This is a genomic window from Sphaerisporangium sp. NPDC004334 (assembly GCF_053602655.1).
This window is the reverse complement of sequence record NZ_JBSGDZ010000046.1, coordinates 1-22,499: the sequence shown is the minus strand read 5'-3', so window position 1 is coordinate 22,499 and position 22,499 is coordinate 1. Positions and strand designations below refer to the sequence as shown.

General features: G+C 71.8%; 25 protein-coding genes. 9 read left to right on the top strand and 16 right to left on the bottom strand.

Annotated features, from left to right (window positions below; all coding sequences use genetic code 11):
* The first annotated feature begins 102 nt into the window (after nt 1-102).
* A complete protein-coding gene (locus ACWEN6_RS38050) occupies nt 103-1,329 on the top strand; it encodes an MFS transporter (protein WP_452576822.1) in 1,227 nt (408 codons plus the stop codon).
* On the opposite strand, the gene ACWEN6_RS38045 is transcribed toward ACWEN6_RS38050, so the two are convergent.
* Nucleotides 1,300-2,550, bottom strand: coding sequence for an anhydro-N-acetylmuramic acid kinase (locus ACWEN6_RS38045; RefSeq protein WP_452576821.1), 1,251 nt, complete (start codon nt 2,548-2,550; stop codon nt 1,300-1,302). The genes ACWEN6_RS38050 and ACWEN6_RS38045 overlap by 30 nt on opposite strands.
* Nucleotides 2,551-2,791: 241 nt before the next feature.
* On the opposite strand from ACWEN6_RS38045, the gene ACWEN6_RS38040 reads away from it, so the two are divergent.
* A complete protein-coding gene (locus ACWEN6_RS38040) occupies nt 2,792-3,448 on the top strand; it encodes a glycosyltransferase family 2 protein (RefSeq protein WP_452576820.1) in 657 nt (218 codons plus the stop codon).
* The gene (locus ACWEN6_RS38035; protein WP_452576819.1) at nt 3,445-4,176 is read left to right on the top strand and encodes a TIGR04282 family arsenosugar biosynthesis glycosyltransferase; all 732 of its coding nucleotides are present in this window, start codon (nt 3,445-3,447) and stop codon (nt 4,174-4,176) included. The genes ACWEN6_RS38040 and ACWEN6_RS38035 overlap by 4 nt, the downstream gene beginning before the upstream one ends.
* 137 nt (nt 4,177-4,313) lie before the next feature.
* On the opposite strand, the gene ACWEN6_RS38030 is transcribed toward ACWEN6_RS38035, so the two are convergent.
* From ACWEN6_RS38030 to ACWEN6_RS38000, 7 genes are all read right to left on the bottom strand, one after another.
* Nucleotides 4,314-4,892, bottom strand: a complete 579-nt coding sequence (locus tag ACWEN6_RS38030; protein ID WP_452576818.1) for a hypothetical protein — start codon at nt 4,890-4,892, stop codon at nt 4,314-4,316.
* Nucleotides 4,889-6,055, bottom strand: coding sequence for a molybdopterin-dependent oxidoreductase (locus tag ACWEN6_RS38025; RefSeq protein WP_452576817.1), 1,167 nt, complete (start codon nt 6,053-6,055; stop codon nt 4,889-4,891). The genes ACWEN6_RS38030 and ACWEN6_RS38025 overlap by 4 nt, the downstream gene beginning before the upstream one ends.
* Before the next feature lie 499 nt (nt 6,056-6,554).
* Entirely contained in the window at nt 6,555-7,793 is a 1,239-nt protein-coding gene (locus ACWEN6_RS38020; protein WP_452576816.1) for a hypothetical protein, read from the bottom strand.
* Nucleotides 7,781-8,890: a HesA/MoeB/ThiF family protein gene (locus ACWEN6_RS38015; protein ID WP_452576815.1), complete on the bottom strand. Its 1,110-nt coding sequence runs from the start codon at nt 8,888-8,890 to the stop codon at nt 7,781-7,783. The genes ACWEN6_RS38020 and ACWEN6_RS38015 overlap by 13 nt, the downstream gene beginning before the upstream one ends.
* 97 nt (nt 8,891-8,987) lie before the next feature.
* The gene (locus ACWEN6_RS38010) at nt 8,988-9,131 is read right to left on the bottom strand and encodes a hypothetical protein (RefSeq protein WP_354843022.1); all 144 of its coding nucleotides are present in this window, start codon (nt 9,129-9,131) and stop codon (nt 8,988-8,990) included.
* 235 nt (nt 9,132-9,366) lie between these two features.
* The gene (locus ACWEN6_RS38005) at nt 9,367-10,605 is read right to left on the bottom strand and encodes an MFS transporter (protein WP_452576814.1); all 1,239 of its coding nucleotides are present in this window, start codon (nt 10,603-10,605) and stop codon (nt 9,367-9,369) included.
* Between the two features lie 306 nt (nt 10,606-10,911).
* Nucleotides 10,912-11,412: a hypothetical protein gene (locus ACWEN6_RS38000; RefSeq protein ID WP_452576813.1), complete on the bottom strand. Its 501-nt coding sequence runs from the start codon at nt 11,410-11,412 to the stop codon at nt 10,912-10,914.
* A 113-nt stretch (nt 11,413-11,525) separates the two neighbouring features.
* On the opposite strand from ACWEN6_RS38000, the gene ACWEN6_RS37995 reads away from it, so the two are divergent.
* Nucleotides 11,526-11,828 (top strand): hypothetical protein, encoded by a 303-nt coding sequence (locus ACWEN6_RS37995; RefSeq protein ID WP_452576812.1) that lies wholly within the window; start codon nt 11,526-11,528, stop codon nt 11,826-11,828.
* A gap of 174 nt (nt 11,829-12,002) precedes the next feature.
* Here ACWEN6_RS37995 and ACWEN6_RS37990 read toward each other — a convergent pair whose 3' ends face one another.
* Nucleotides 12,003-12,563 carry a hypothetical protein gene (locus ACWEN6_RS37990; RefSeq protein WP_452576811.1) on the bottom strand — a complete coding sequence of 187 codons (561 nt, stop codon included), beginning with the start codon at nt 12,561-12,563 and terminating at the stop codon, nt 12,003-12,005.
* Nucleotides 12,564-13,048: 485 nt separating this feature from the next.
* Here ACWEN6_RS37990 and ACWEN6_RS37985 point away from each other — a divergent pair, with 485 nt between their 5' ends.
* Together ACWEN6_RS37985 and ACWEN6_RS37980 are read left to right on the top strand one after the other, a co-directional pair.
* The gene (locus tag ACWEN6_RS37985) at nt 13,049-14,092 is read left to right on the top strand and encodes a hypothetical protein (RefSeq protein ID WP_452576810.1); all 1,044 of its coding nucleotides are present in this window, start codon (nt 13,049-13,051) and stop codon (nt 14,090-14,092) included.
* A gap of 283 nt (nt 14,093-14,375) precedes the next feature.
* A complete protein-coding gene (locus ACWEN6_RS37980; RefSeq protein ID WP_452576809.1) occupies nt 14,376-15,488 on the top strand; it encodes a Vgb family protein in 1,113 nt (370 codons plus the stop codon).
* Nucleotides 15,489-15,638: 150 nt separating this feature from the next.
* On the opposite strand, the gene ACWEN6_RS37975 is transcribed toward ACWEN6_RS37980, so the two are convergent.
* Nucleotides 15,639-16,115, bottom strand: coding sequence for a MarR family winged helix-turn-helix transcriptional regulator (locus ACWEN6_RS37975; RefSeq protein ID WP_354843040.1), 477 nt, complete (start codon nt 16,113-16,115; stop codon nt 15,639-15,641).
* A 61-nt stretch (nt 16,116-16,176) separates the two neighbouring features.
* Between ACWEN6_RS37975 and ACWEN6_RS37970 the strand changes: the two genes are divergently transcribed.
* Both ACWEN6_RS37970 and ACWEN6_RS37965 read left to right on the top strand, forming a co-directional pair.
* Nucleotides 16,177-16,935: an SDR family NAD(P)-dependent oxidoreductase gene (locus ACWEN6_RS37970; protein ID WP_452576808.1), complete on the top strand. Its 759-nt coding sequence runs from the start codon at nt 16,177-16,179 to the stop codon at nt 16,933-16,935.
* A 93-nt stretch (nt 16,936-17,028) separates the two neighbouring features.
* Complete coding sequence (locus tag ACWEN6_RS37965; RefSeq protein ID WP_452576807.1) at nt 17,029-17,391, top strand: nuclear transport factor 2 family protein; 363 nt, start codon at nt 17,029-17,031, stop codon at nt 17,389-17,391.
* Nucleotides 17,392-17,449: 58 nt separating this feature from the next.
* Here the strand turns inward: ACWEN6_RS37965 and ACWEN6_RS37960 are convergent, their stop codons facing one another.
* The gene (locus ACWEN6_RS37960; protein WP_452576806.1) at nt 17,450-17,677 is read right to left on the bottom strand and encodes a hypothetical protein; all 228 of its coding nucleotides are present in this window, start codon (nt 17,675-17,677) and stop codon (nt 17,450-17,452) included.
* A 236-nt stretch (nt 17,678-17,913) separates the two neighbouring features.
* On the opposite strand from ACWEN6_RS37960, the gene ACWEN6_RS37955 reads away from it, so the two are divergent.
* Complete coding sequence (locus ACWEN6_RS37955; RefSeq protein WP_452576805.1) at nt 17,914-18,900, top strand: NAD-dependent epimerase/dehydratase family protein; 987 nt, start codon at nt 17,914-17,916, stop codon at nt 18,898-18,900.
* A 128-nt stretch (nt 18,901-19,028) separates the two neighbouring features.
* Here the strand turns inward: ACWEN6_RS37955 and ACWEN6_RS37950 are convergent, their stop codons facing one another.
* From ACWEN6_RS37950 to ACWEN6_RS37930, 5 genes are all read right to left on the bottom strand, one after another.
* Complete coding sequence (locus ACWEN6_RS37950; protein WP_452576804.1) at nt 19,029-19,994, bottom strand: Fic family protein; 966 nt, start codon at nt 19,992-19,994, stop codon at nt 19,029-19,031.
* Nucleotides 19,995-20,190: 196 nt separating this feature from the next.
* A complete protein-coding gene (locus tag ACWEN6_RS37945) occupies nt 20,191-20,544 on the bottom strand; it encodes a zinc-binding dehydrogenase (RefSeq protein WP_452576803.1) in 354 nt (117 codons plus the stop codon).
* A 24-nt stretch (nt 20,545-20,568) separates the two neighbouring features.
* Nucleotides 20,569-20,757: a zinc-binding dehydrogenase gene (locus ACWEN6_RS37940; RefSeq protein WP_452576802.1), complete on the bottom strand. Its 189-nt coding sequence runs from the start codon at nt 20,755-20,757 to the stop codon at nt 20,569-20,571.
* A gap of 130 nt (nt 20,758-20,887) precedes the next feature.
* Nucleotides 20,888-21,097 carry an alcohol dehydrogenase catalytic domain-containing protein gene (locus ACWEN6_RS37935; RefSeq protein ID WP_452576801.1) on the bottom strand — a complete coding sequence of 70 codons (210 nt, stop codon included), beginning with the start codon at nt 21,095-21,097 and terminating at the stop codon, nt 20,888-20,890.
* 195 nt (nt 21,098-21,292) lie between these two features.
* The gene (locus tag ACWEN6_RS37930) at nt 21,293-22,357 is read right to left on the bottom strand and encodes a DUF6461 domain-containing protein (RefSeq protein WP_452576800.1); all 1,065 of its coding nucleotides are present in this window, start codon (nt 22,355-22,357) and stop codon (nt 21,293-21,295) included.
* Nucleotides 22,358-22,499: the final 142 nt, after the last annotated feature.

Below are 22,499 nucleotides of genomic sequence, written 5' to 3'. Positions count from 1 at the left end.
CGCGCGGCGTCCTTCCGCAGTCGGAAAACCGTCCGGTAAGCCCGCCGGCCGTCGCGACATGGCGCGTCCGGCCGTCGTGATGTCGCGCGAAGGAGAACTCTCATGAGCCCCCGGCCAACGACGGACCGATCACGGCGACCCGAGGATTCCGAAGGACGCACGCGATGGGCGACGATCGCCGTCGTCTACCTCGCCGGGGTGGTCACGGCGATGAGCCTGGGCAAGTTCGCCTCGGTCGGGCCGGCGGTGGCGGCCCAGCTCGGGCTGTCGCTGCCGCAGCTCGGCTGGGTGATCTCGGCCGTCGTGGGCGTGGGGGCCGTCGCCGGCCTGCCCGCCGGATACCTGGTCCGCCGCCTGGGCGCCGAGAGGTCGCTGGTCGGCGGCCTGGCGCTGGTCGCGGTGGCGGGCGCGGCGAACGTGGCGGCGGGCGACTTCGCCTGGTTGCTGGCCGCCCGGGGCGTCGAAGGCATCGGGTACATCCTGGTCACCGTCTCCTGCCCGGCGCTGATCCTGCATCTGGCCCACGAGCGGGACCGCGGCGTCGTCCTGTCCATCTGGGCGACGTTCGTCCCGGTGGGCATCGGGGTGAGCACACTGGCCGGAGGCGCGATCGGCTCCGCCCTGGGCTGGCGCGGCTGGATCGGGCTGATCGCCGGGCTGACCCTCCTCGCCGCGCCGGCCGTCTGGCTGCGCCTGCCGCGCGGGGCGGAGCGGCGCGCGGCGTCCGGGCCCGTCCCCGGGGCGAGGGCGCTGGCGCGACCGGTCGCCCTGGCGGGAGCCTTCTGCCTGATCGTGCTGGTGACCATGCCGGTGGTCGTGCTCCTGCCCACGCTGCTGATCCAGCAGTACGGGCGCTCGGCCGCCGCCGCCGGCGCCATGACCTCGGTGATCTCGATGCTCGGGGTGGCCGGCGGGCTGGCGGTGGGCGTGCTGCTGCGCCGGGGCACGCCTGTCGGCGTCCTGGCGCTGACCGGGCTACTGGTGGTACCGGCCGCCTGGCTCATCTACGGCGGCGGCAGTTCGCCGGCCGGCGCGCTGGCCGGCGCGGGGGGCGTCTCGGTGCTGAACGGGCTGCTGGGCGCGCTCGCCATCGCGGCACTCCCTCTCACGCTGGAGCGTCTGGACCACGCCGACGTCGGCAACGGCGTGATCGCCCAGGCGGGCAGCCTCGGATCGCTGCTCGGCCCCCCGTTGTTCGGCCTGGTGGCCACCGGGTTCGGGTACCCGGCCCTGGTGCCGGTCATCGCCGTCGGGGTGGTCATCTCGGTCGGCTCGTTGCTGCTGCTCAGCGTCCGGAAGTCACCCCGGCCCGTGCCGGCCGCCGACTGAGCCCGGGTGCTGACCGGTGCCTCGGGTGCCGGTCTCGGGCTCGTGGCGCCGCGGGGTCAGGGTGAGGGCGCGCGGCGCCTCGCGGGCCGGGGACGGGAGGACGAGCGGCGCCGCGCCGGGGGTGAGGGTGCCCAAGACGCGGGCGGCGCGCGCTCCGGTGCCCGCGGGGACCGATCCCGGCAGGCCGTGCGCGGTGTGCCAGCCGATGAGGGCGAAGGCGATCGCCTCCTTGCCGTCGGCGGGGGCGCCGTAGGCGTCGCTCAGCCGGACGGTCACGCCGGGGAGCGCGCGGCGCAGACCGTCCATGAGCACGGGGTTGCGGCAACCGCCGCCCGAGACGACGAGCAGGCCGGCGCCGCTCGCGGCCACCTCCCGGACGACCGTGCGGACGGTGAGCTCGGTGAGGGTCGCCACGAGGTCGGCCGAACCCGGCCGGGCGCCCGCCCTGGTCATCGCCTCTTCGATGTGGCCCAGGTGGAACAGTTCCTTGCCGGTGCTCTTGGGGAGGGGCAGCCGGTAGTACGGGTGGCCGAGCAGGACCGCCAGAAGGCCCTCGTCGACCGTGCCGGAGGCGGCGACGCGCCCGTCCTCGTCGAAGCCGCGCTCGTTCAGCCCCCGGCTCACCACGACCGCGTCGATCAGCGCGTTCGCCGGGCCGATGTCGTAGGCGGCGACGTCGCCGGGGCCGCGCACCACCGTCAGGTTCGCGATGCCGCCCAGGTTGAGCGCGGCGGCCGTGCCGCGATGCCCGGCCAGCAGCAGGACGTCGAGCAGGCACACGAGTGGGGCGCCCTGCCCACCGGCCGCGACGTCGCGGGAGCGCACGTCGGAAAGGACCGGCGTGCCCGTGCGCTCGGCGATCCACGCGGGCTGGCCGATCTGCAGGGTGCCGAGAGCGTGCGCGCCCTCGACCCAGTGGAACACGGTCTGCCCGTGGGAGACGACCAGGTCGACCGGCCCTGCCCGTCCGATCGCCTCGGCGGCGGCCCCGGCGAAGCTCTGGCCGATGAGGGTGTCCAGCGCGCACACCTCGGCCAGGGTGGTCGCCGCCGGGGGCAGCGCGTTCATCAGCCGGGCGCGCAGCCGGTCCGGGTAGGGCGTGGCGGTGGTGAACTCGACGACTCCGCTGAGCGTGCCGCCGTCGTAGGCCGGGTCGAAGTCGACCAGCGCCACGTCGATGCCGTCGTGGGAGGTGCCGGAGATCATGCCCAGGACCCTCACGGCGCCCCCTCCGAGTGCGATTTCGGCCGCCCGGCCACCGCCCCGCGCGGGGCCGCGGACACGGCGCACGCGGCGAACCGCCCCTGTCCTGGGCGAACGCGTGCCCTTTCCCTGGAAGTAGTACCCGCGGCACCGCACCCGATCCGGGCTCGCCGCATCACGGCCCGCGGCGGCGGGACCGCCTCCCGGGCGTCACCACACCGTAAGAATCTCCGGGCCGCGCCTGCCTTAGCGTCGGCCCATGGAGATCGACGTGGTGCTGCCGTGCCTGGACGAGGAGGCCGCCCTCCCCTGGGTGCTGGAGCGCATGCCGGCCGGCTGCCGGCCCATCGTGGTGGACAACGGCTCGACGGACGGCTCGGTGAAGGTCGCCGCCGGGTTCGGGGCACAGGTGGTCGTCGAGCCGCGGCGCGGGTTCGGCGCCGCCTGCCATGCCGGGCTGCTGGCCGCGACCAGCGGCATCGTCGCCTTCATGGACGCCGACGCCTCCCTCGACCCGCGGCAACTGCCGCGCGTCACCGAGCCCGTCGCGGCCGGAGACGCCGACCTGGTGCTCGGCCGGCGGATCACCCGCTCGGCCGGGGCCTGGCCGCCGCACGCGCGGGCCGCCAACGCCCTGCTGGCCCGCCGCCTGCGCCGCCGCACCGGGGCCGGGGTGCACGACCTCGGCCCGATGCGCGCGGCCCGCCGTGACGCGCTGCTCGCCCTGGGGCTGAGCGACCGCAGGTTCGGCTACCCGCTGGAGATGGTGCTGCGCGCCGCCGCGGCCGGCTGGCGGATCGCCGAGGCCGAGGTGGACTACCTCCCGCGCGCGGGACGCTCCAAGGTGACGGGCACGGTGCGCGGGACGGTGCGCGCCATCGGCGACATGCGGCGGGTCATGCGGGAGAACGCGTGACCCAGGTCCTGGTCATCGCCAAGGAACCGCTGCCGGGCCGGGTCAAGACCCGGCTCTGCCCGCCGTGCACGGCCGAGCAGGCCGCCCGGCTAGCGGCCGCCGCCCTGGAGGACACCCTGCGCACGGTGGCGGCGACCCGGACGCCGCGCCGGGTGCTCGCCCTGCAGGGGATGCCGGGGCCCTGGCTGCCCCCTGGGTTCACGGTCATCCCGCAACGCGGGGCCGGGCTGGACGAGCGGCTGGCGGCGGCCTTCACCGACGCCGGCCGGCCGCACGCGATGCCCACCGTCCTGGTCGGCATGGACACCCCGCAGCTCACCTCACCCCTGCTGGAGGCCGCCCGCGCCGCGCTGGCCTCGCACGACGCGGTGTACGGGCCCGCCGCGGACGGCGGGTTCTGGCTGCTCGGCCTGCGCCGCCCGGATCCGGCGCTGGTGCTCGGCGTGCCCATGTCGCAGCCCCACACCGGAGCGGCCCAGCTACGGCGCCTGCGCCAGGCGGGGCTGAGCCTGGCCGTGCTGCCCGAACTGCGCGACGTGGACACCTTCGCCGACGCCTGCGACGTCGCCGCGTCGGCGCCCGGCACCCGGTTCGCCGCGACGCTGACCACCGTGCGCGAAGCCCTCGGCCACCAGATGGCGCCGGCCGCGTCCCCGGCCGCGTCCCGCGACCGGCGCAGCGCCCGTCAGCGCGACGTGCGGGACGGACGTCCGGCCCGCGGCCACTGAGCCGAACACCGTCCCCGCCGTCTGCGCAGACCTGAGACCGTCCTCGCCGTCTACGCAGACCTGAGACCGTCCTCGCCGTCTTCACCGGGCGTGAGATCGTCCCCACCATATGGACCGAGCCGGGGAACGGCCCGCTCTCAGTGCGTCCGCCGCCGCCGGAAGGGCCGCGCCCGTCCGGTTCGCCGGGCTCGCAGCCGGGCCGCGGCCATCGCCGCCGCGGCGGCAACCGCGATCACGGCCAGCACGAGGAGCAGGTTGCGCCCGTAGTCCAGCGGGAGCAGCGACGGGTTGTCGGCCCTGCGGCCGATGCCCAGCACCATCGGCAACGCGAGCAGGCCGAGCACGCCGGCCACGGCCAGCGCGGCGCGCACCCAGAACCGGTACGGCTCGCGCACCGCCCCGGTGAGCACGGCGACCGCCGCGACCAGCGGCGCCAGGACGCCGTCGTGCGCGGCGACCAGCCCGCCGAACCACAGGGCCCAGCCGAGGGGGTCGGTGTGGTGGGCGTCCGCCACGAGACCCGCCAGCCCGACGGCGACCAGCGCGCCTCCGACGCCGTACCCCGCCCACCGCCACCGGCCCGAGCCGGCACGCGAAGCGTCGTCCCGCTCGTGCACGGCGTCGGAGGAGGCGCCGTCGGGCCCTGTCATCGCGGCGAGGAAGGAGTCGCCCGGTTCGGTGCGGGCGTCGGGAGAGGTGCCGTCCGGCCGCTTCATGTGACCACCACCTTGGTGACCCACTTGGTCTGCAGCACGCCGGGCCGGTCGGGCGCGATGAGACGCAGGGGGAAGCCGTGGTCGGGTGCGAGCGGGGCGCCGTTGAGGCGCAGGGCCAGCAAGGTGAGCGGGTCGCCCCAGTGCGGCGAGCGCACCTCGCTGGACCGGTAGGCCCCGCCGCGCTCCAGCGACTCGACCGTGACCACGGCGTCGGGGGCCGCACCCGCCCGGGCGAGCAGGTCGCGCAGGCGGATCCCGGCCCACTCCGCCTCCGCGCTCCAACCCTCCACGCACGAGATCGGCAACCGGGCGGTGTGCTGCGGCCACCGCAGCAGGTCGGCGTAGGTGAGGGACAGGGGAGTGCGCACCGCCCCGGTGACCGTGAGCCGGTATCCCGCGTCCGCGGCGACCGCGCTCACCCCGGCCGCGGCCGCGGTCTTGTTCACCGGGACGCCCTGCGGGCCGATGCGCGGGCCGCGCGGCGCGAGCACGGCCAGCCGGGCGAGAGGCGGATAGGTCTCGCCCACCGTGACCAGGGCGGTGACGCCCGAGGCCGCCGCCACCGTGGCGAGGAAACGCCGCCGGGCCATGTCGCCTGGTCCGACCGGTTCCCGCGTCCAGAACCGGGCACGGACCTTGGCCCACTCGTTCACCACATGGATGACCAGCGCGCCGTAGACCAGGTAGGCCGTCCAGTAGTGCGCCGCGGTGAAGGAGAACGGCCACAGGTACGCGTAAGAGATGTTCAGCAGCCCGGTGACCAGCTGGAACAACGATCCGCCCACCAGAGCAAGCACCAGCGCGCGTTCCACGGCCTGCGGCGCCGAACGGAAGGGCGGCCACTGGAACAGCCGCGGGTAGACCGTCCACAGCTTGGCCAGCAGCAACGGGATGGTCGCCAGCCCGCCGATGACGTGCGCTCCCTGCGTGACCCGGTACAGGTTCACCGGCCGGGACGGCCACAGCAGCCAGGCCGGCGGATGCTGCATGAAGTGGCTCACCAGCCCGGTGACCAAGGCCACCGTGAAGCTCAGGCCGAGCCACACGCCGAGCTGAGCGGCCGTCCGCTCGGAGTGCAGCCCGCTGCTGAAGCGCCCGGAGACGCCGCGCACGAATTCCTCCGCCCGGCGCTCCAGGCTTTTTCCGTCACTACGGCGAACCATCGTCCCGCCTCGCTCCGGTGTTCTCGCGCGCCCGCATTCCGGCGTCGGCCATTTCCACCGGCCGGCCGCGCGCGCCGCACTGTCCGATCGACTTCTGCGACCTTACAGCGGAAGGCATTCACCGATTCTTACGAACCTGTGACGCGATCGAGGGTCTTGATCAGCCTGTAAGCCGTTGACCTGCACTTTGGTGTCGGCACGGACATGAAGCGGTCTCTCGGGAGGCAACGGCCGAAATGGCGGGACGCGCTGCGGGAGAACGGCTTCTCAATACCATCGCGCCGGCGATTGAGCGGTCGATTCACCGCATGGTGGAATTCTGTCGCCAAGGGGAGATGCGGAGCACGCTGTGCCCGCGAAAGGAATCGGCCCGGCAGAGGGCCCGCCGCACCGGAGAATCGTCGCGGCATGCTCCGGCCATTTCGAGAGCCCGCCCGTCGCCCGGGCGGCCGGGCGGCCGGGCGGCCGGAGCCCAGGACTTCGGCCCGGTGCCCGCGGGTCAGCCGTGCCGCCGGGAGGGCGTCAGGGCCGCCGCGGCGGACGCGCACCATCGGCGGACCTTCGGCCCGTGCCGGCGCCACCACGTCCAGGCCCACAGGCCCTGGACGCCGGCCAGCACCGCGACCACCGCCACGGCGTCCACGACGGCCGGCGCCTCGCCGCCGTTCACCAGCGTGCCGATCGCGGGCCCCGCGATGGCGGCGAGCGCGGGGAGCATGAGCGTCGCGACCACGGTCAGGCAGGCCGCCGTGCCCACCACCAGCAGCACCGTGTAAAGACGCACCGCGACGCGCTCGCGTCGCGGGAAGCCCGCGAGCGGGTTCGCCCCACCCCCCTTCGCCAGGCGGCCGATCAGGAACCGCCCGTACGCCACGCCGTCGCCGTACAGGTTGCGGCACCCGGCGAGGTCCTGGGCGACGAAGTAGAGGTCGGTCCGCATGAACACCAGGAACTGGAAGCTCAGCGCGTCGATCTGGGTCAGGACGACGATGGCGGCAACGGTGTGCGGGCCGCCCTCGCCCGGCCAGACGGCGAGCAGCGTCAGCCCGGCCGCCATGACGGCCGCGTCCAGCGCCATGCCGGCGAGGTAGGCGCTCATCCGGACGCGCCTGTCCTCGCCCCAGACCCCCGACACGTCGGTCTGCACGACGAGGAACTGCAGGCGCGAGCCGAGGGTGATCCGCCCGGGCACCCCGGCGGCCCGGGCAGTGCCGAGATGGGCGAGCTCGTGCAGCAGCACCAGCCCCCAGGTGATGGCGACCTGGGTGAGCAGCGAGACGGTGCCGAACCGGCTCCAGGCCATGATGCCGGGACTCGGCATGACCTCCGGCCGGACGGCCAGGACCACCAGCCCGCACAGGACCACCGACCCCACCCCGGCGTGGACGGCCGGATTCAGCGTCCACCGGACGTGGCGCGGCTTCAGCCAGGGAAGCGAGGGCCTTCGCCGCCCGGTGTCCGCGACCGGCCGGCCGTCCATGCCCGCCACGAACCCCAGGTCGGTCAGCGCCGCACAGAAGTCGGCCACGTCGACTCTCGTCCCGGTCTCGGCGGTGACCCGCGCCGCGACCTCGTCGACCGTCCGGCCCTCGGCCAGCAGGTCGATCACCGTCCGGCCGATGTCGGGGAAGGACGCGAACGTGCCGGTCTCGACCCGCCCGATGATCCAGCCGGAACCGTCGCGACGCGTTCTGAGCCGGTGGAGCCGTACGCGGGAGGCTCCCGTCACCGCGTGCATACGGCGCACCCCGGCTCGCCGTGCGGGAACTCGGCGAAGATCGGCTGCTCCGGGGCGACGAGGTTGGCGCCCTGGATATAGCAGGCCGTGACCGGCGGGACCTCGGTGATGAGCCGGATGACCCCATGGGCGACCATGTGGCCGCACATCCCGGCCGAAGTGGCGATCGCGCCGGGACCGCCGAGGTGGACGGGACGGCCCGCGGCCCCTGGCGGGCCGTGACCGGGTCCCGCGCGCCTGCGGTCCTCGATGCGCTGCATGCACTCGTAGCAGGCTCCGCGGCCGGGGGCGAAGACGCCCGTCGTCACCAGCGGGCCGCTGTAGCCGCCGCCCACCCAGGGGATCCCGGCGGCGAAGCAGGCCCGGCCGGCCCACACGCGGATGCCGTCTTCTCCTTTGGGCTCGTCGGCGCACATGGCCACCACGTCGAACCCCGGCAGCAGGGCCGCGAGGTCCCGCTGGCTCCGGACGCGCAGGACGGCGCCCGACACCTCGATGTCGGAGTTCAGCCTGCTCAGCCGCTCGACGGCGGCCTCCACCTTGGGACGGCCGATGTCGGCCTCGGTGAACAGGAGCTGGCGGTTGAGATTGGCCAACTCGACCCGGTCGTCGTCGACCAGGCGCAGCACCCCCGCCCCGGAGGCCGCGAGGGCCTGCGCGGCGCAGGCGCCCACGCCGCCGACGCCGATCACCAGGACGCGCGAGCGGCGCAGCCGGAGCTGGGCGTCCCAGCCGTGCTCCCGCGGAGTGAGGTCCGCCCAGCGGAAGAACGCCTGACCGCGGCCGTACCGGTCGCGCTCGCGCGGAGTCAGTTCGGGCGCCTCCGCCGTTCCCGCGTCCTCGATGTGGCCGGAACCGAGCAACTGGGCGACGATCGACTCGGCGTCGCGCAGGGTCAGCTCGGGGAAGCCGGCCAGGAGCAGGGCGGTGACATCGGCGCAGGTCCGCGTGCCGTTCATCGCCGCAAGAGCCGTCCACACCCAGCCGTTCGGGTCCTTGATCTCGTGGGCCAGCCCGTAGACGTCGCCGCCGATGCGGACCAGGCCGCCGCCGAGACGGTAGGGCGCGTGCTCGGGCTTCACTCTCGGCAACCGCAAAGCGGCCTCCCCGGTGAAGGCGTGGACGCCCAGGGGGGCGCGGAGCCGCGGTCGGGCGCGCGCGAGGCCCGGTCGCGGCTCCGCCGGTAGGGGCCGGTCAGGACCCGGAGGGGTTGCTGAGGCGTTCGGTGGTCTCGAGGCGGTCCAGCCTGCGGATCTCGATCTTCACGGCGTCGGTGGAGCAGGGGTCCTCTGCGGCCTTGTTCTCGTGGTTCTCGTCGAAGTCTCTGATGTCGCTCACGAGTTGCCTCTTCTCGTCGACACGCTCGGCTGACTTGCCGACTTGCTGACTCTTTGACCTGATCGACGGCCGTCCGACCGCCCCTCAGAATAGATCGCCGGCAATCAGAGCGATAGATCCTTTCTTGTCGAGGTTTCACAATATGGCGGACCGGCACGAATTCCGGCCGCATTCCGGTCCCACCGTAATTTGGAAAACGTCACGGGTGCCGAAAGCGCGGGCGCCACCGGGAAAGTCAGGGCGTTCCCAGCGGGGCGGGCGCCGCCTCCGCGGAAACGCGCTCCACGCCGGCCGGGGGCAGGTCGCTGCTGAAGCGCGGCATTCCGCGCAGGAAGAGGGTGGCGAGCGGCACGGCGAACGCGGCCAGCGCGCTGACCCCTAGCAGCGCCGACCGGCCGACCGCCGCGCTCACCGGGCCGGTCAGCATGAGGCCGAGGGGCGTCATCGACGAGGAGACCAGCCAGTCGACGGAGATCACCCGGGCCAGGCGCTCCGGCGGGATCTCCCGCTGGAGGTTCACCGCCCACTGCACGCCGTAGATCTCCAGCCCCAGACCTGCGGCGATGTAGCACCCGTACAGCATCAGCGGCGACACCGGCCACGTCAGCGCGAGCGGCACGGCGCCGTACATGGCGACCCCGCAGATCGCGGCCACCCCGGGCCGGCTCGGTCTCCACCTCATGCTGATCAGCCCGCCCATCAGGCCGCCGACCGACAGCAGGGCGAGGGCGGCTCCGTAGACGGCGTCGCCGCCGAAAGCCTCGCGGGAGACCAGGGGCAGCATGACCTGCGCCGGAGCGATGGCGAACATGTGCTGGAACGCCATGGCGAGGGTGCCTCCCAGGACCCACGGCCGTCGTGACACCTCCGACAGGCCGTCGGCGATCTCCCGGACGGCCGACGACCGCCGCGCCGGCGCGACGGCCGGTTCGCGCAGCGGCAACAGGAGGAGCAGGGCGAGCAGGTAGGCCGTCATCACGGCGAGGAACCCGATGCCGGGAGACCAGGCGGTCACGACGTACGCGCCGAGACCGGGTCCGACGATGGCGCCGAGCCGCCAGGAGACCGCCATCAGCGCCGCCGCCGCCGGGCGCTGCGCGGGGGTGAGCACCGACGACAGGCATGCCTGGTAGGCGGGCCGGTGGAACGCCTCCGCCGCCCCGACGAGGAAGACCAGGGACGCCAGCAGCCACGGGGGCCCGCCGCCGTGCAGTCCGACGGCGACCACGCAGCCCTGGAAGGCCAGCGAGGCCATCATGACCGTCCGGCGCGGCAGCCGGTCCGCCCACAGCCCGCCCAGGAGGGAGAACACGATCAGCGCGACCCACCGGCCGGTGAAGATCGCGCCGACGGTCGAGGCGGTGCCGCCCGCGTTGAGGGCCACGATGGTCACCGTGACCGGGAAGATCTGGTCGGCCGCCACCGACATGGTGAAGCTCAGCCATAGCAGACGGAACTCCCGATTTCTCGTCACAGAACCATCTACGGGACGAGTAGGACGATTGGCTTTCCCCACACGAGTGCGCATGCCACGAAATCAACCTCGATGAGTCAGAACCCGCAAGGGAGGTTGTTTCGGCTTTCTCCGGCGGCTCGCCTCATTCTTGCGCACCTTTCCGCGTTCCGGCCATGCCAGGCGGCGCCGTCGCCGGGTCCCGGCCACGACCGCGATACCGGTCGCCGAACACGGATGGCCTCGGTCGCGGGAACCGGCCTCAGACGGTCATCAGGCGGCCGTCAACCGCCGTCACGCGGACGTCAACCGGTCATCGACCGGCCATCACCCGGCCTGGTGGCCGGACACGCGTTCGCGCACCCGGCGGTGCACGATGGCCGCGAGCAGGGTCAGCGCGGCGCAGCCCAGGCCGGTGACCAGCAGGGGAAGCAGCGCGAGCGCCCGGTGGGGGGCGGCCGGCCGGCGCGACAGGGTCAGCGTGCCGGTCGCGGTCCGGCCGACCCGGCCGCTCTGCACGGTGAGACGGTAGTTCCACCGTCCGTCGGGCACGCCGCGACCGAGCGGCACGGTGACCTCCGCCTCCTCGCCGGGGGCCAGGGTCGTGCCCCGGACGATGGGATAGGGACCGGCCTCCTTCAGCCGGCCGGGGCCCTCCAACAGGTACAGCCGGCCCTGCACGTCGATGGCACGATGTCCGGTATTGGTCACGGTCGCCACGACCCGGTAGTCGCCGCCCGCCCCGAGGCGGGGGCGCACCTGGCCGATCTCGAATTCCGTGGCCGGTTCGCCGCCCGGGCCCACGTGCAGGTAGGCGCGGACGCCCACCAGGTTGACCAGGGCGATGTTGGTCCGTGGCCGGTTCGCCGCCCGGGCCCACGTGCAGGTAGGCGCGGACGCCCACCAGGTTGACCAGGGCGATGTTGGTCCCCGGTCCGGGTTTGGGCGAGGCGACCCTCGCCCAGATCACGGCGTACCGCTCTCCCTCGCCCGCCCAGGCCGGCACGGCGATGGTCGCCCTCACCAGCGCGCTGCCGCCAGGACGCAGGTCGAGCTTGGTCCGGTTCAGGCGAATCCAGGAGGTCAGCTCGTTGCCCGCCGGGGGCGGCGCGAAGGTGAAGCGATGGTTCCTGATGGCCGCGCCGCCGGCGTGCAGCGTGATGTGCCGGGTCTTCGCCGAGAAGTTGAAGACCTTCAGGGCCCTTGTGAAGGTGGTTCCGGGGTTGACGTGGTCGTCGATGTAGACGCGCGCACGCGGGTCGTCCAGCCGGCTGGCCGGGATCTCGGCCACCCCGATGCCGATCCGCCCGCCCGGGGCGGGTGGATCGGCGGTCTCGGCACCGGCGTGCGCGGCGATCGGCGCGCAGGCCGCGAAGGTGAGCGTGAGCAGCGACGCGCGGGCGCGCCGGGACAGCTGATCAGGCAACGAGGTGGTTCACCGTGCCCGTATAGGTGCCGGCCACGGCCTGGGCGGGGATGTTGACGATCAGGGTGGGGTTCCAGGTGGCGGAGTTGCTGCCCGAGCCGGTGGTCTTGCTGAACGCGGTGCGCGGCTGGTCCAGCGTCACCGCCGCCGCGGCGTTCGCCTGGCCGGCGACGAACGTGCCGGTGCCGGTGGTGGCGGTCGCGGGTCCCGACCAATATTGGACCGAGGTGGTGGGGATGGTCTCGGCGGCGGTGCCGCCGCCGGTGGTGAAGTTCGTGGCCGAGACGGTCGCGGTCCAGGTGGCGGTCAACGCGGCCCGCTGGTCGGAGACCGTGATCAGGCCGAGCTGCCCGGTGACCGGGTTGCCCGGGGTGTTGCCGCCGATGGGGACCGGGCCGTCCGGCACCGCGATGGTCAGCGAGTCCGGCGCCGTCACCGTGAACGTCACGGTGGTCGGACAGGTGGTCGAGGCGGCGCAGGTGCCGGCCTCCGCCGGAGTGGCGGAGGGCGCCACCATCAGGGCGGCGCCGATGGCGACGGCAGCGGCCGGCATGGCACTACGACGGAATGTTCCAGGCAACTGCCGATCCCCCTTGACCCGGGCCCCACGCGCGGGCTCTGATACGTGATCAGATCTTGCACGGTGATCAGCGGCCCGAAACCGGACGGGCGGGTTGCCGGAGGGATTTTTGATCACCGTTTGAAGGGCCGATGATCGTCTAAGGGGCGATTCGCCGAGTACCGCCGGATATCTGGTGATCTGCCAGATGGCAACTTATCCAGAACGGTCGGCCGGATCGGCCCCCCTTGATAGAACCGGTATTTCCAAACACGCACTGAATGCGCCGTGTTGGAACCTTCGCCCTTTTGGCACCGCTCCCGCATGCCGACGATCACTTTTTGGCGCCGTGTTTGCCGTACGCGGGTTCCGGTGGGCCAACACCGGCCGATTCGGAGCCCTAGGCTGCCAATGTTCTCTTGGCATACCGGGAGGCGGCGCCCAAGGGTAAACACGAACCAGGTGATCGGGGGGAACGGATGAAAAACCGCCACAGCGGTGGCTCATCGCTGCTGGCCTCGATCACGTTGGCCGGCGTGCTGAGCACGCCCGCGGTCGCGGCCGGCGCTCCCGAGCCGCCGGACCGCCTCCGGCCACCCCCGGCCCCGGCGTGGCACTCCCCGTCCCTCCGGCCCACCTCCGAGCCGCCTCCGGCCCGGGCATGGCACTCCCCGTCCACCCGGCCCACCTCCGAGCCGCCGCCCGCCCTGGCATGGCACTCCCCGTCCACCCGGCCCACCTCCGAGCCGTCCCCGCCGCACCCGTCCATCCCTCCGCACCCGTCGTTCGCCGGGCCGCCGGTCCAGCCGTCTCGCGGGCCGTCGTCCGCGCCGTCCGACGAGCCCTTCGCCGCGCCGTCCAACGAGCCGTTTGACGCGCCCTTCGCCACACCCTTCGCCACGCCCTTCGCCACGTCGTCCGACGAGCCGTTCAGGGGGCCGCTCGTCGAGCCGTCGCCGGAGCAGGCGGCCGAACCGCCGCGAGAGGTCCCGCTCTCAGAGCCGCCACCCCGCCGGCCCCGGCCCCGTGCCGGCAGAGCGGAGGCCGGGGACACCGGCTCGCGCCCGGCGCGCCGGCAGAGAAGGGCGGCGCTGGCGAACACCTTGACGATCGCCGTGCCCGCCACGGCGAACCTCGGCGCCGGCCACCTCGGCGGCACCATCAGCTCAAGCCTCGGCACGGTGACCGTGGAGGACTCCCGGAACGGGTCGGCCTCCTGGACCGCGACGGTGTCTGCCACCGACTTCACCACCGGTGCCGGAACGGCGTCACAGACCATCTCGAAAGCCAACATCGCCTACTGGTCCGGACCGACCACCGCCTCCTCCGGCGCCGGCACCCGCACCCCTGGGCAACCCACCGCGGCCCAGCGCGTCCCGCTGTCGTCGCCGGTGGTCGCCTTCAAGGGCACCAAGTCGCCGTTGGCGGCCACCACCAGCTGGCAGCCGACGCTGGTGGTGACCATCCCCGTCTCGGTCCAGACGGGCGTCTACACCGGCGTCATCACCCACGCGGTCGCCTGATCGCGGCTTTCTCCGCCGGGAGCCGCATTCTCCTTCTTTATTGGCGGACTCCTGACCGGCCACGAACAAACGCGCCGGAGGCAGGGCCGCGGCGCCGGGAGATAGTTGCACCGGCTGGGCCGAACCGCGGTGGCATTTCACCCGGACGGCTCGTGGCAGAGCGTTCGACGCCCACTGCCGGTGAAATCCGCGCATCAAGCATGACGCCATGGCACCGAGAGCATTCGAGCCGCCCGAGAAACCAATGCACTCACATATTCCGCATATTCCCGGAAGGAATGTCATGCTTCGCAGCCGCAGATCGCTGGGATATCCGCTCATGGCCATGGCGCTGATCCTGGCGGCCCACATGCCGGCCGCCGCGTCCACCGCACCGCCGCACCGGCCTTCGCCCCCGCGTCCGTGGGTGAAGCTCTGCCTGAAGCTCAAGCTGCAGCCCCGTCACAAGCACATCCGCTGCTCCATCCCGCCCAAGCCCCGGGAGCGGCGGGGCGCGAGCGCGGAGCGATCCGCGCTGACGCCCACCATCAACGAGATCTCCATCCCGACGAGCCCGGCCACCCCAGTCGGCATCGCCTCCGGGCCGGACGACAACGTGTGGTTCACCGAGAACGCCGGCAACAAGATCGGCAAGGTCACCACGGCGGGCGTGTTCACCGAGTACTCCCTGCCCACCGCCGACTCCCAGCCCGCGCACATCACCGCCGGACCGGACGGCCTGCTGTGGTTCACCGAGGCGACGGGCAACAGGATCGGCAAGATCACCACCTCGGGCACCATCACCGAGTACACCCTGCCGGTCTCGGGCTCCTACCCCTGGTCGATCACCTCGGGGCCGGACGGCAACCTGTGGTTCACCGAGCCCGACGCCAACAAGGTCGGTAAGATCACCACTTCGGGCACCATCACCGAGTACACCCTGCCGACCTCCGGCGCCTACCCGCTGTTCATCACCGCCGGACCGGACGGGAACCTCTGGTTCACCGAGCCGCTCCTCGGCAAGGTCGCGCGGATCACCACCGGCGGCACGGTCACCGAGTTCACCGCCCCCTCCGGTGCGATGCCGCTGGGCATCACCACCGGCTCGGACGGCAACCTGTGGTACGGCGACGGCAACGGCAAGGTGGGCTCGGTCACCACCACCGGTACCTTCACCGACTACTCCCTCACCGACCCCAACGCCTTGCCCTGGGGAATGACCCTCGGCCTGGACGGCAACGTGTGGTTCGCCGAGCAGTCCGCCGGCAATGTCGCGAGCGTCACCACGACCGGCACGGTCAGCGAGTACGCCCTGCCCACCAGTGTCGCCGGGCCGCTACAGCTCACCGTCGCCTCCGACGACAATCTCTGGGTCACCGAGGACTACGTCGACAAGCTCGCCATCGTCACCCCCTGACCCGGTGATCCCGGCGGCCGCCGCCCCGGCGCCGCGGCCGCCGGCCGTCCTGTCGTCCCTGTCGTCCCTGCCGTCCTGCCGTACGAGAGTTATCCACAGTTTCCACAGACTCGTACACAGGTTCGAATATGATCTCCAGGGAGTGGCGACTCACTCGTCGGCCAGGACGGCCTGGGCCTGATCCTCGCCCCCGACGAGGCCGCGCAGCCGGTCGTTGGCGTCCTCGATCGCGCTCAGCACGATCTCACGCTGCTCGCCGCTCGCCTCCCCCAGTGTCTGCTCGGCCAGCTCCGTCCACACGCGTTCGATGGCGGGCACCAGCTCGTGGCCGGCTTCGGTGACCACGATGCGCACCTGGCGGCGATCGGTGGGCACCGGCTCACGCCGGAACCATCCGCCCGACTCCAGGCGGGCCAGGCTGCGAGTTGCGGTGGGCGGCTCGATGCCGAGCCGCGCCGCCAGCTCCGAGATCGTCATGCCGTCGCGTTCCTGGACCAGCAGCCACAGCAGCACGTCCTGCCCCGGGTGCAGCCCGAGCGCCGCGAGCTTGCGCGCCTTCGCGGCGCGGTAGAGCTTGCTCATCTTGTTCAGCGCCCGGTTGACGCGCATGACCTCACTGCTGTCCATGGCCCCATCCTATCGATGTATAGTCGGCTAATAGATAGCCGACTAACTATTTGGAGAAGCCATGGATCTCGGGCTCAACGGGCGTGTCGTGCTGGTCACCGGGGCGTCCGGCGCCATCGGTGCCGCGATCGCCGCGACGTTCGCGCAGGAGGGCGCTCTGGTCGCCGCGGGCTGGCACGGCAACGAGGAGAACGCGCGCGCCGTGGTCGAGTCGATCACCCAGGCGGGCGGGAAGGCGATCGCGGTGCGCATCGACCAGCGTGACCGCGACTCGGCCCGGGCGGTGACCGACCAGGTCGAACGCGAACTCGGCGACATCGCGGTCCTGGTGGCGAACGCCGTCGCCTGGCCGCCGATGGCGCCCGACACCTGGGACATCCTCAGCGAGGGCCTGGTCGCGAACGTGACCGGGACGATGGCCCTGGTCGACGCCGTCCTTCCCCGCATGCGGGACACCGGGTGGGGACGGCTGGTGCTGATCTCCTCCGACGTGGTCGAGCAGCCGATGCCGGCGGCCGTGACCTACCCCGCGGTCAAGGGCGCGATCGAGACGGCCGCGAAGGTGCTCGCCGTCCGGGAGGCGCGGCACGGCGTCCTCACCAACGTCGTCCGGCCCGGCTTCACCCTGACCGACCGGGCGCTGACCTGGCCCGGGCTCGGACAGCAGGCCGTCGACGCCGAGGGGGCGAAAACACCGACGGGACGCATCTGCACCCCCGAGGACGTCGCGAGCGCGGTCGCCTACCTGGGCTCAGCCGCCAACGGCCACATCAACGGCGAAACCCTCTCCATAGCCGGCGGCCGACAACTCACGCGCTAGCCATCCCGCCGGTGCCGCTCACGCCGCGTCCGGCGCAGGGTCCGGCATGGCCTCAGGTGCCGGACGTCGCGATCACCGTGTTCGAATGGCGCCATGGATCTCGATCGCGCGCAGGCGTTCGCCGACGCATGGGTGGCCGACTGGAACACCCGCGACCTCGACCGCATCATGCGGCGCTACGCCGACGACGTCGTGTTCCGCTCGCCGCTCGCGGCCCGGCTCGTCGAGGGTTCGCAGGGCGTCATCCGCGGCAAGCGGGCGCTGCGCGCGTACTGGGCGGAGGGCCTGCGGCGAAACCCCGGGCTGCGCTTCGACCTCCTCGGGGTGTACGCCGGCGTCGACTGCGTCGTCATCAACTTCCGCAACCAGGACGGGGGGCGATCCTGCGAAGTGCTCGTCCTGGACGGCGACCTCGTCGTCTCAGGATGGGGCACGCATGGACCGCCGCCGGGCTGAGCGCCCGCCCCACGCGGGCCGCGCCGCCGGTGATCCCTCCCTGCCCGGTGGCCGGAGGTCAGCCTATGCCGCCGCGCCGGGCGGTGAGCTCGCCGAGCAGTTCGTGGACGCGCACGGCCCGGTTGGCGTCCTCCTCGCGGACCTGTTCGATGAACTCGACCACGTCCTTGTGGCCTTCGGCGTCCTCGACGTACTGGGCGTACACGTGGGCGCCCTTGAGCGCGTGGTACTGGATGCTGACCAGGTCGTAGACGATGTCGTCGGCTGGAGTGTGCGATTCGGCCATGACTGTCGCTCCTCGTGAGTGGGCCGGCGGCTCCGGCCGGCCGGCTTCGGACGCCGCCCGGCGCGACCACCGTGGTGAGAGCGCTCTTGTCTCCAACGCTACTCCGCGGCCCCCGCGGCGCCCCGCCCCAGCCCGGCACACGGTCGTTTCCCGTCGCCGCCGAGATTTCTTACGGTGTGCGAACGGCCGCGGGCGCCGTCGCCGCGGCGGGCCGGGCGCGGCCTACGCTCAGCCCGGTGAGGGTACTCGTGACCGGTTCGGCCGGGTTCATCGGAAGTCATGTCGTCGAGGCGCTGACGGAGTCCGGGCACGACGTAGTGGGTCTAGACCTGCGAAGCGGGCAGGACGTTCGCGACGACGCCGTCCTCGACCGCCTGCTCCCCGGAGTGGAGGCGGTGGTCCACCAGGCGGCCAAGGTCGGGCTCGGCGTGGACGTCGCCGACCTGCCCGACTACACCTCGGTCAACGCCTACGGCACCGCCGTCCTGCTGGCGGCCATGGCCAGGCATGACGTGCGCCGCCTGGTGCTGGCCTCCTCAATGGTCGTCTACGGGGAGGGCGCCTACGACTGCCCGCGGCACGGACGGGTGCGACCGGGCCCGCGCCTCACCGGTGACCTGGCCCGAGGCCTGTTCGAACCGCGCTGCCCTGAGTGCGACTCCCCGGTGACCTCCGCGACGATCGGAGAGGACGCCCCGCTCGACCCGCGCAACGCCTACGCCACCACCAAGCTCGCCCAGGAGCACCTGGCCGCCAACTGGGCCCGCGAGACCGGCGGCACGGCGGTCGCCCTGCGCTACCACAACGTGTACGGGCCGCGGATGCCCAGGGACACCCCCTACTCCGGCGTCGCGGCGATCTTCCGCTCCGCCCTGGAAGCGGGTCGCGCGCCGAAGGTGTTCGAGGACGGCCGGCAACGGCGCGACTTCGTGCACGTCCGGGACGTCGCCCGGGCGAACCTCGCCGCCCTGGCCGGTGGCACGCCGGGATCGGTGACGGCGTACAACGTCGCCAGCGGCGAGCCCCACACAATCGGCGAGATGGCCACCGCGCTCGCCGCCGCGCGGGGCGGCCCCGAGCCGGTCGTCACCGGCGACCACCGACTCGGCGACGTCCGGCACATCGTGGCCTCCCCCGACCGAGCCGCCGAGAAGCTCGGCTTCCAGGCCGCCATCGCCTTCACCGAGGGCATGAAGGAGTTCGCCAACGCCCCCCTCGCCTGATCAGTCACTACCCCCAACCGGGTCATGACGCCGCCCGCGGGGTAACTGCGCGCCGGTCCCACCGATGCCGCGGTAGCCGTTGATGGATGCACTATAGGAGTGGTCGTAGCTTCTCGTCCGCAGATGCGTCACGACCTACGATGCCTCGACTTGAGGTAGTCGTTCACCCACTTCTTACTGCTGCGCCACATGCCGTCGTCCCCCTTGACCGCACGGAGTCGTCCCCGTGCGGCGGCCACGCGAAGTGCGTTTTCGGTGACGTCTCGCGTGGCGAGAGCCGGTAGTGGTACGAGCTTGACCGGACCGGCCACCGCCGGCATGACGAAGCGGTACGAATTTGTCGTCACACTGCGTGCGATGAGTTCGCCCAACGGGCCGAACTCGTCATTGTCAGCTCGGCGCATCGCCTGAAGGTACTTGTCGCGATCGCGCTTATAGATGATCGCGGGCGGATACCCGATTCTGCAAAGTATCAAGTTGAGCACAAGGCGGCCCGTCCGTCCGTTGCCGTCGAGGAACGGGTGTACCTGCTCGAATCGGTTATGAATCCGGGCCAAGCGTTCGGCGAGGGCTTCGTCGGACTCGTGCCGAAGGCCATCAACCGTCTCTACCCAGTCCCGCATCTGGGGATCCACCTCCGGCCATGACGGCGGCTTCATACCCCCGGGGAACCTGGCGATCTCGTGCTGTCGGAAGTTCCCCGGCCCCTCGGCAGGGGTGGCATGCGGATGGGGATCTACAGCCCACACGAGCGACATGGCGGTGTGGTGTATCTGACGAACCTCTTGCAGCGTGACGAGATCTCCGTTCTGCCAGTCTCCGGGCTCCAGTGCCTGCCCATACACCCACTTCGCAGCATCGCCGTACCCCCTCACCTCCATGTAGTCCCTGAGCGGCTTCGCACCTACCGCCCGCCCCTCCTCGAGGAGCTTCTCCACCTCCTGCAGGACAAGCGTGTTGCCCTCGATCGCAGTACTGTTGTGGGCCTCCTGGTGCCAGATGTCGGACCAGATGTCCTCCGCCTCGGCGGGCGAAGGCAAACCGCCCAAGCGGTCACGGAGCTCTCGAACGGCCTCGTCAAGGCGCTGATACACGGTCGCCCTGGACGGCCTCCCCGGTCCCGACACCGGTGCCTCCCGTGATTTTGTTCGGCTAAGCCAAAGTAACTGTACCGAACAAATTCGCCCTTGTTGTTCGCCTCGGCCGAACCAATCGAACCGAACAACTCGCCGCGCCGGGCCAAAGGAAGCCAGACGTCGGAGGCGGCCAGGCGCCTGGTTGACGACGCCATCACGCCGTGGGCTCCTCCGCCCACGACGAGACCTCCGGGCAGGCCTGACCAGCACCGCCCGGCGGTCTGAGCAATCGGGCTACTCCTCCGAAGAGGTCGTCAGCCCGGTCGGGCACCTGCCCCCGCTCGGCGTACGCATGTGCGTCGGCGGCCTGGTGAAGCGGAAACGTCCTGTCGATGTTGATCAGCAGATCCTCCCTCCCGAGCAGCTCGGCGACCCGATCGAGCTGCCGCCCTTGCGGGTGGACCAACACGGTGTGTGCGATCAATCCGCGCGTCCGAAACCTTGCCAGATCAGGAGAGACGATGGGCACGAAGGCTCCCCCCCGGTCGCAGGAGCGCGGCCAGGCCATCCTCGGCTCTCCCTTGGGCATCGATCACGACGTCGACCGGTCCTTCGCCTGTGCGGCGAGTTCCCGCGAGTAATCCACGACCTGCGTGGCTCCGAGTCCCTCGACGAAGGAACGGTTGCGGGGCGACGCGATGGCGAGGACCTCGGCACCGCCCCCGCGGGCAAGCTGCACGGCGATGTGCCCGACCCCATCGGCGGCAGCGTTGACGAGCACCCACTGTCCCCCTCGTAGTTTCGCGGCCTCGAAGAGCGCCTGCCACGCGGTGAGGGCGGCCGACGGCGCACCTGCGGCCACTGGAAAGGTGACCCCTGAGGCAGCACGGCCAGCTCGTTCACATGGGCCGTCACGTACTCGACGTAGGCGTTGGGGGCCGCGGAAAGGCCGGCGGGCCGAAGACACGGTCGCCGACGGCGAAGGCGTGGACTCCCGCGCCCGTCGCGCTCACCGTACCGGCGACGTCCCAGCCCAGCACAGGGGGAAATGATCTGCTTCGCTGCCAGGTCCGGGAGCGGGCCGGACGAAGCGAGGACCCCAGCGTGATGGTCCTGGACACCCAGACCGTGCACCCCTCGGTCAATACACCGGCGCTTACGACCGGGCCCTCACCGAACCAGAACCCGGCCTGTTCACCGTGAACCGGAACAAGACCTAACAAAACTCCCACTCATAGCCGCAGGTCTTTGGTTTGCGGCCTTGGTAGGCGGCGGACGGCGCCTGCATGCACCCTGACCCGCACGCAGGCGCAGGTTCAGGTAGAGACGATGTGCCTGTAGCAGATATTCAATACTTCGAGGCTCAGATAATCGTCGTTGTCCCGGCGTAGCCCGAGGCCCCAGGTGAGGCTGGCCACCTGGGGAAAGGCATCCAGGGGGTCGGGACCCAGCGCAATAATGGCGGCCGACAGCGCGTTGCACTTGCGGTGCAGGTCGTCCACCTGGGCTTGCGAACCAGCTGTGTCGATCTGGCGGCCATACTCGTCGGACAGGGTCCGCAGCCGCTGAACAAGGAGCTCGATCTCCGCTTCTGGCGGCCTCGCGTCGATGGCGGCCAAGGCTCCCTCGGTGAGGGGAGTGCGCACGTCTGCGGTGGACAGGCCGATGGTGATGACCATCCGCAGCATCCTGGGCACCTGCTCTGGCCCGGGGTGCTCGACAACGTCGCGGATCTGCGGTGCCCGGGCCAGAAGTTCCCGCATGTCCGCGTACGGTAGCCGGACGGCGCCCTGACGAGCAGGACGGGACGGGCGTATCCGGATGGGCGTCCACACCGGCTCCGTCCAGGTGTCGTCGGTCTCGATGCCGGTGACCGCCTCTGCGAGGGCGAAGGCTGTGGCCTTCCACGAAGTGCGCCAGTCTTCGTCATCGATCCCCAGGGACCTGCTCCATCGGCGAGCGTCGACGAGACCCTCGTGGTCGTCACCCATACTGGCGGGGTCGAAGGTTACGGCGATCGCCGAACCGGTGGCGTAGGAGAGGCTCGCGTTGACGCACCAGGTCAAGTTGAGCCCCTCGCCGGAGCCGCAGGCCTCGAGCAGGACGTCACCGCGCGCGCCGATGGTGCTGTCCGGTTCCAGCACGATGATCCATTCGCCTTGCCTGCGCAGCAGGACCACGGTTTCTTGCTCCTCAGCCACCCGGAGCGCCAATTGGTCGCCGATGCTGGTGACCTGGCCTTGGGCTGCGTCGGTGGGCTCACCGTTGAAGGCCCGGACGACGTCCTCGGTTTCGGCCCCGCGAACCCACGTGACGCAGATGGCCTCGTCCAGCAACTCCCACACGTCATCCGCCACCACGGGCGAATCGTCGTAATCCATCTGACCATGCTCCCGCTTGTGTCGCGAGAAGGCCCGCGAGGCGCATCTGATGTTGCCCCGGTCTTGTGGACAGCCGAGTGCTTGGGACGATGTGTCCTGGGAGGAGTTCACAAGTGCCGATGTCACGTCCGCCGTACCCGCC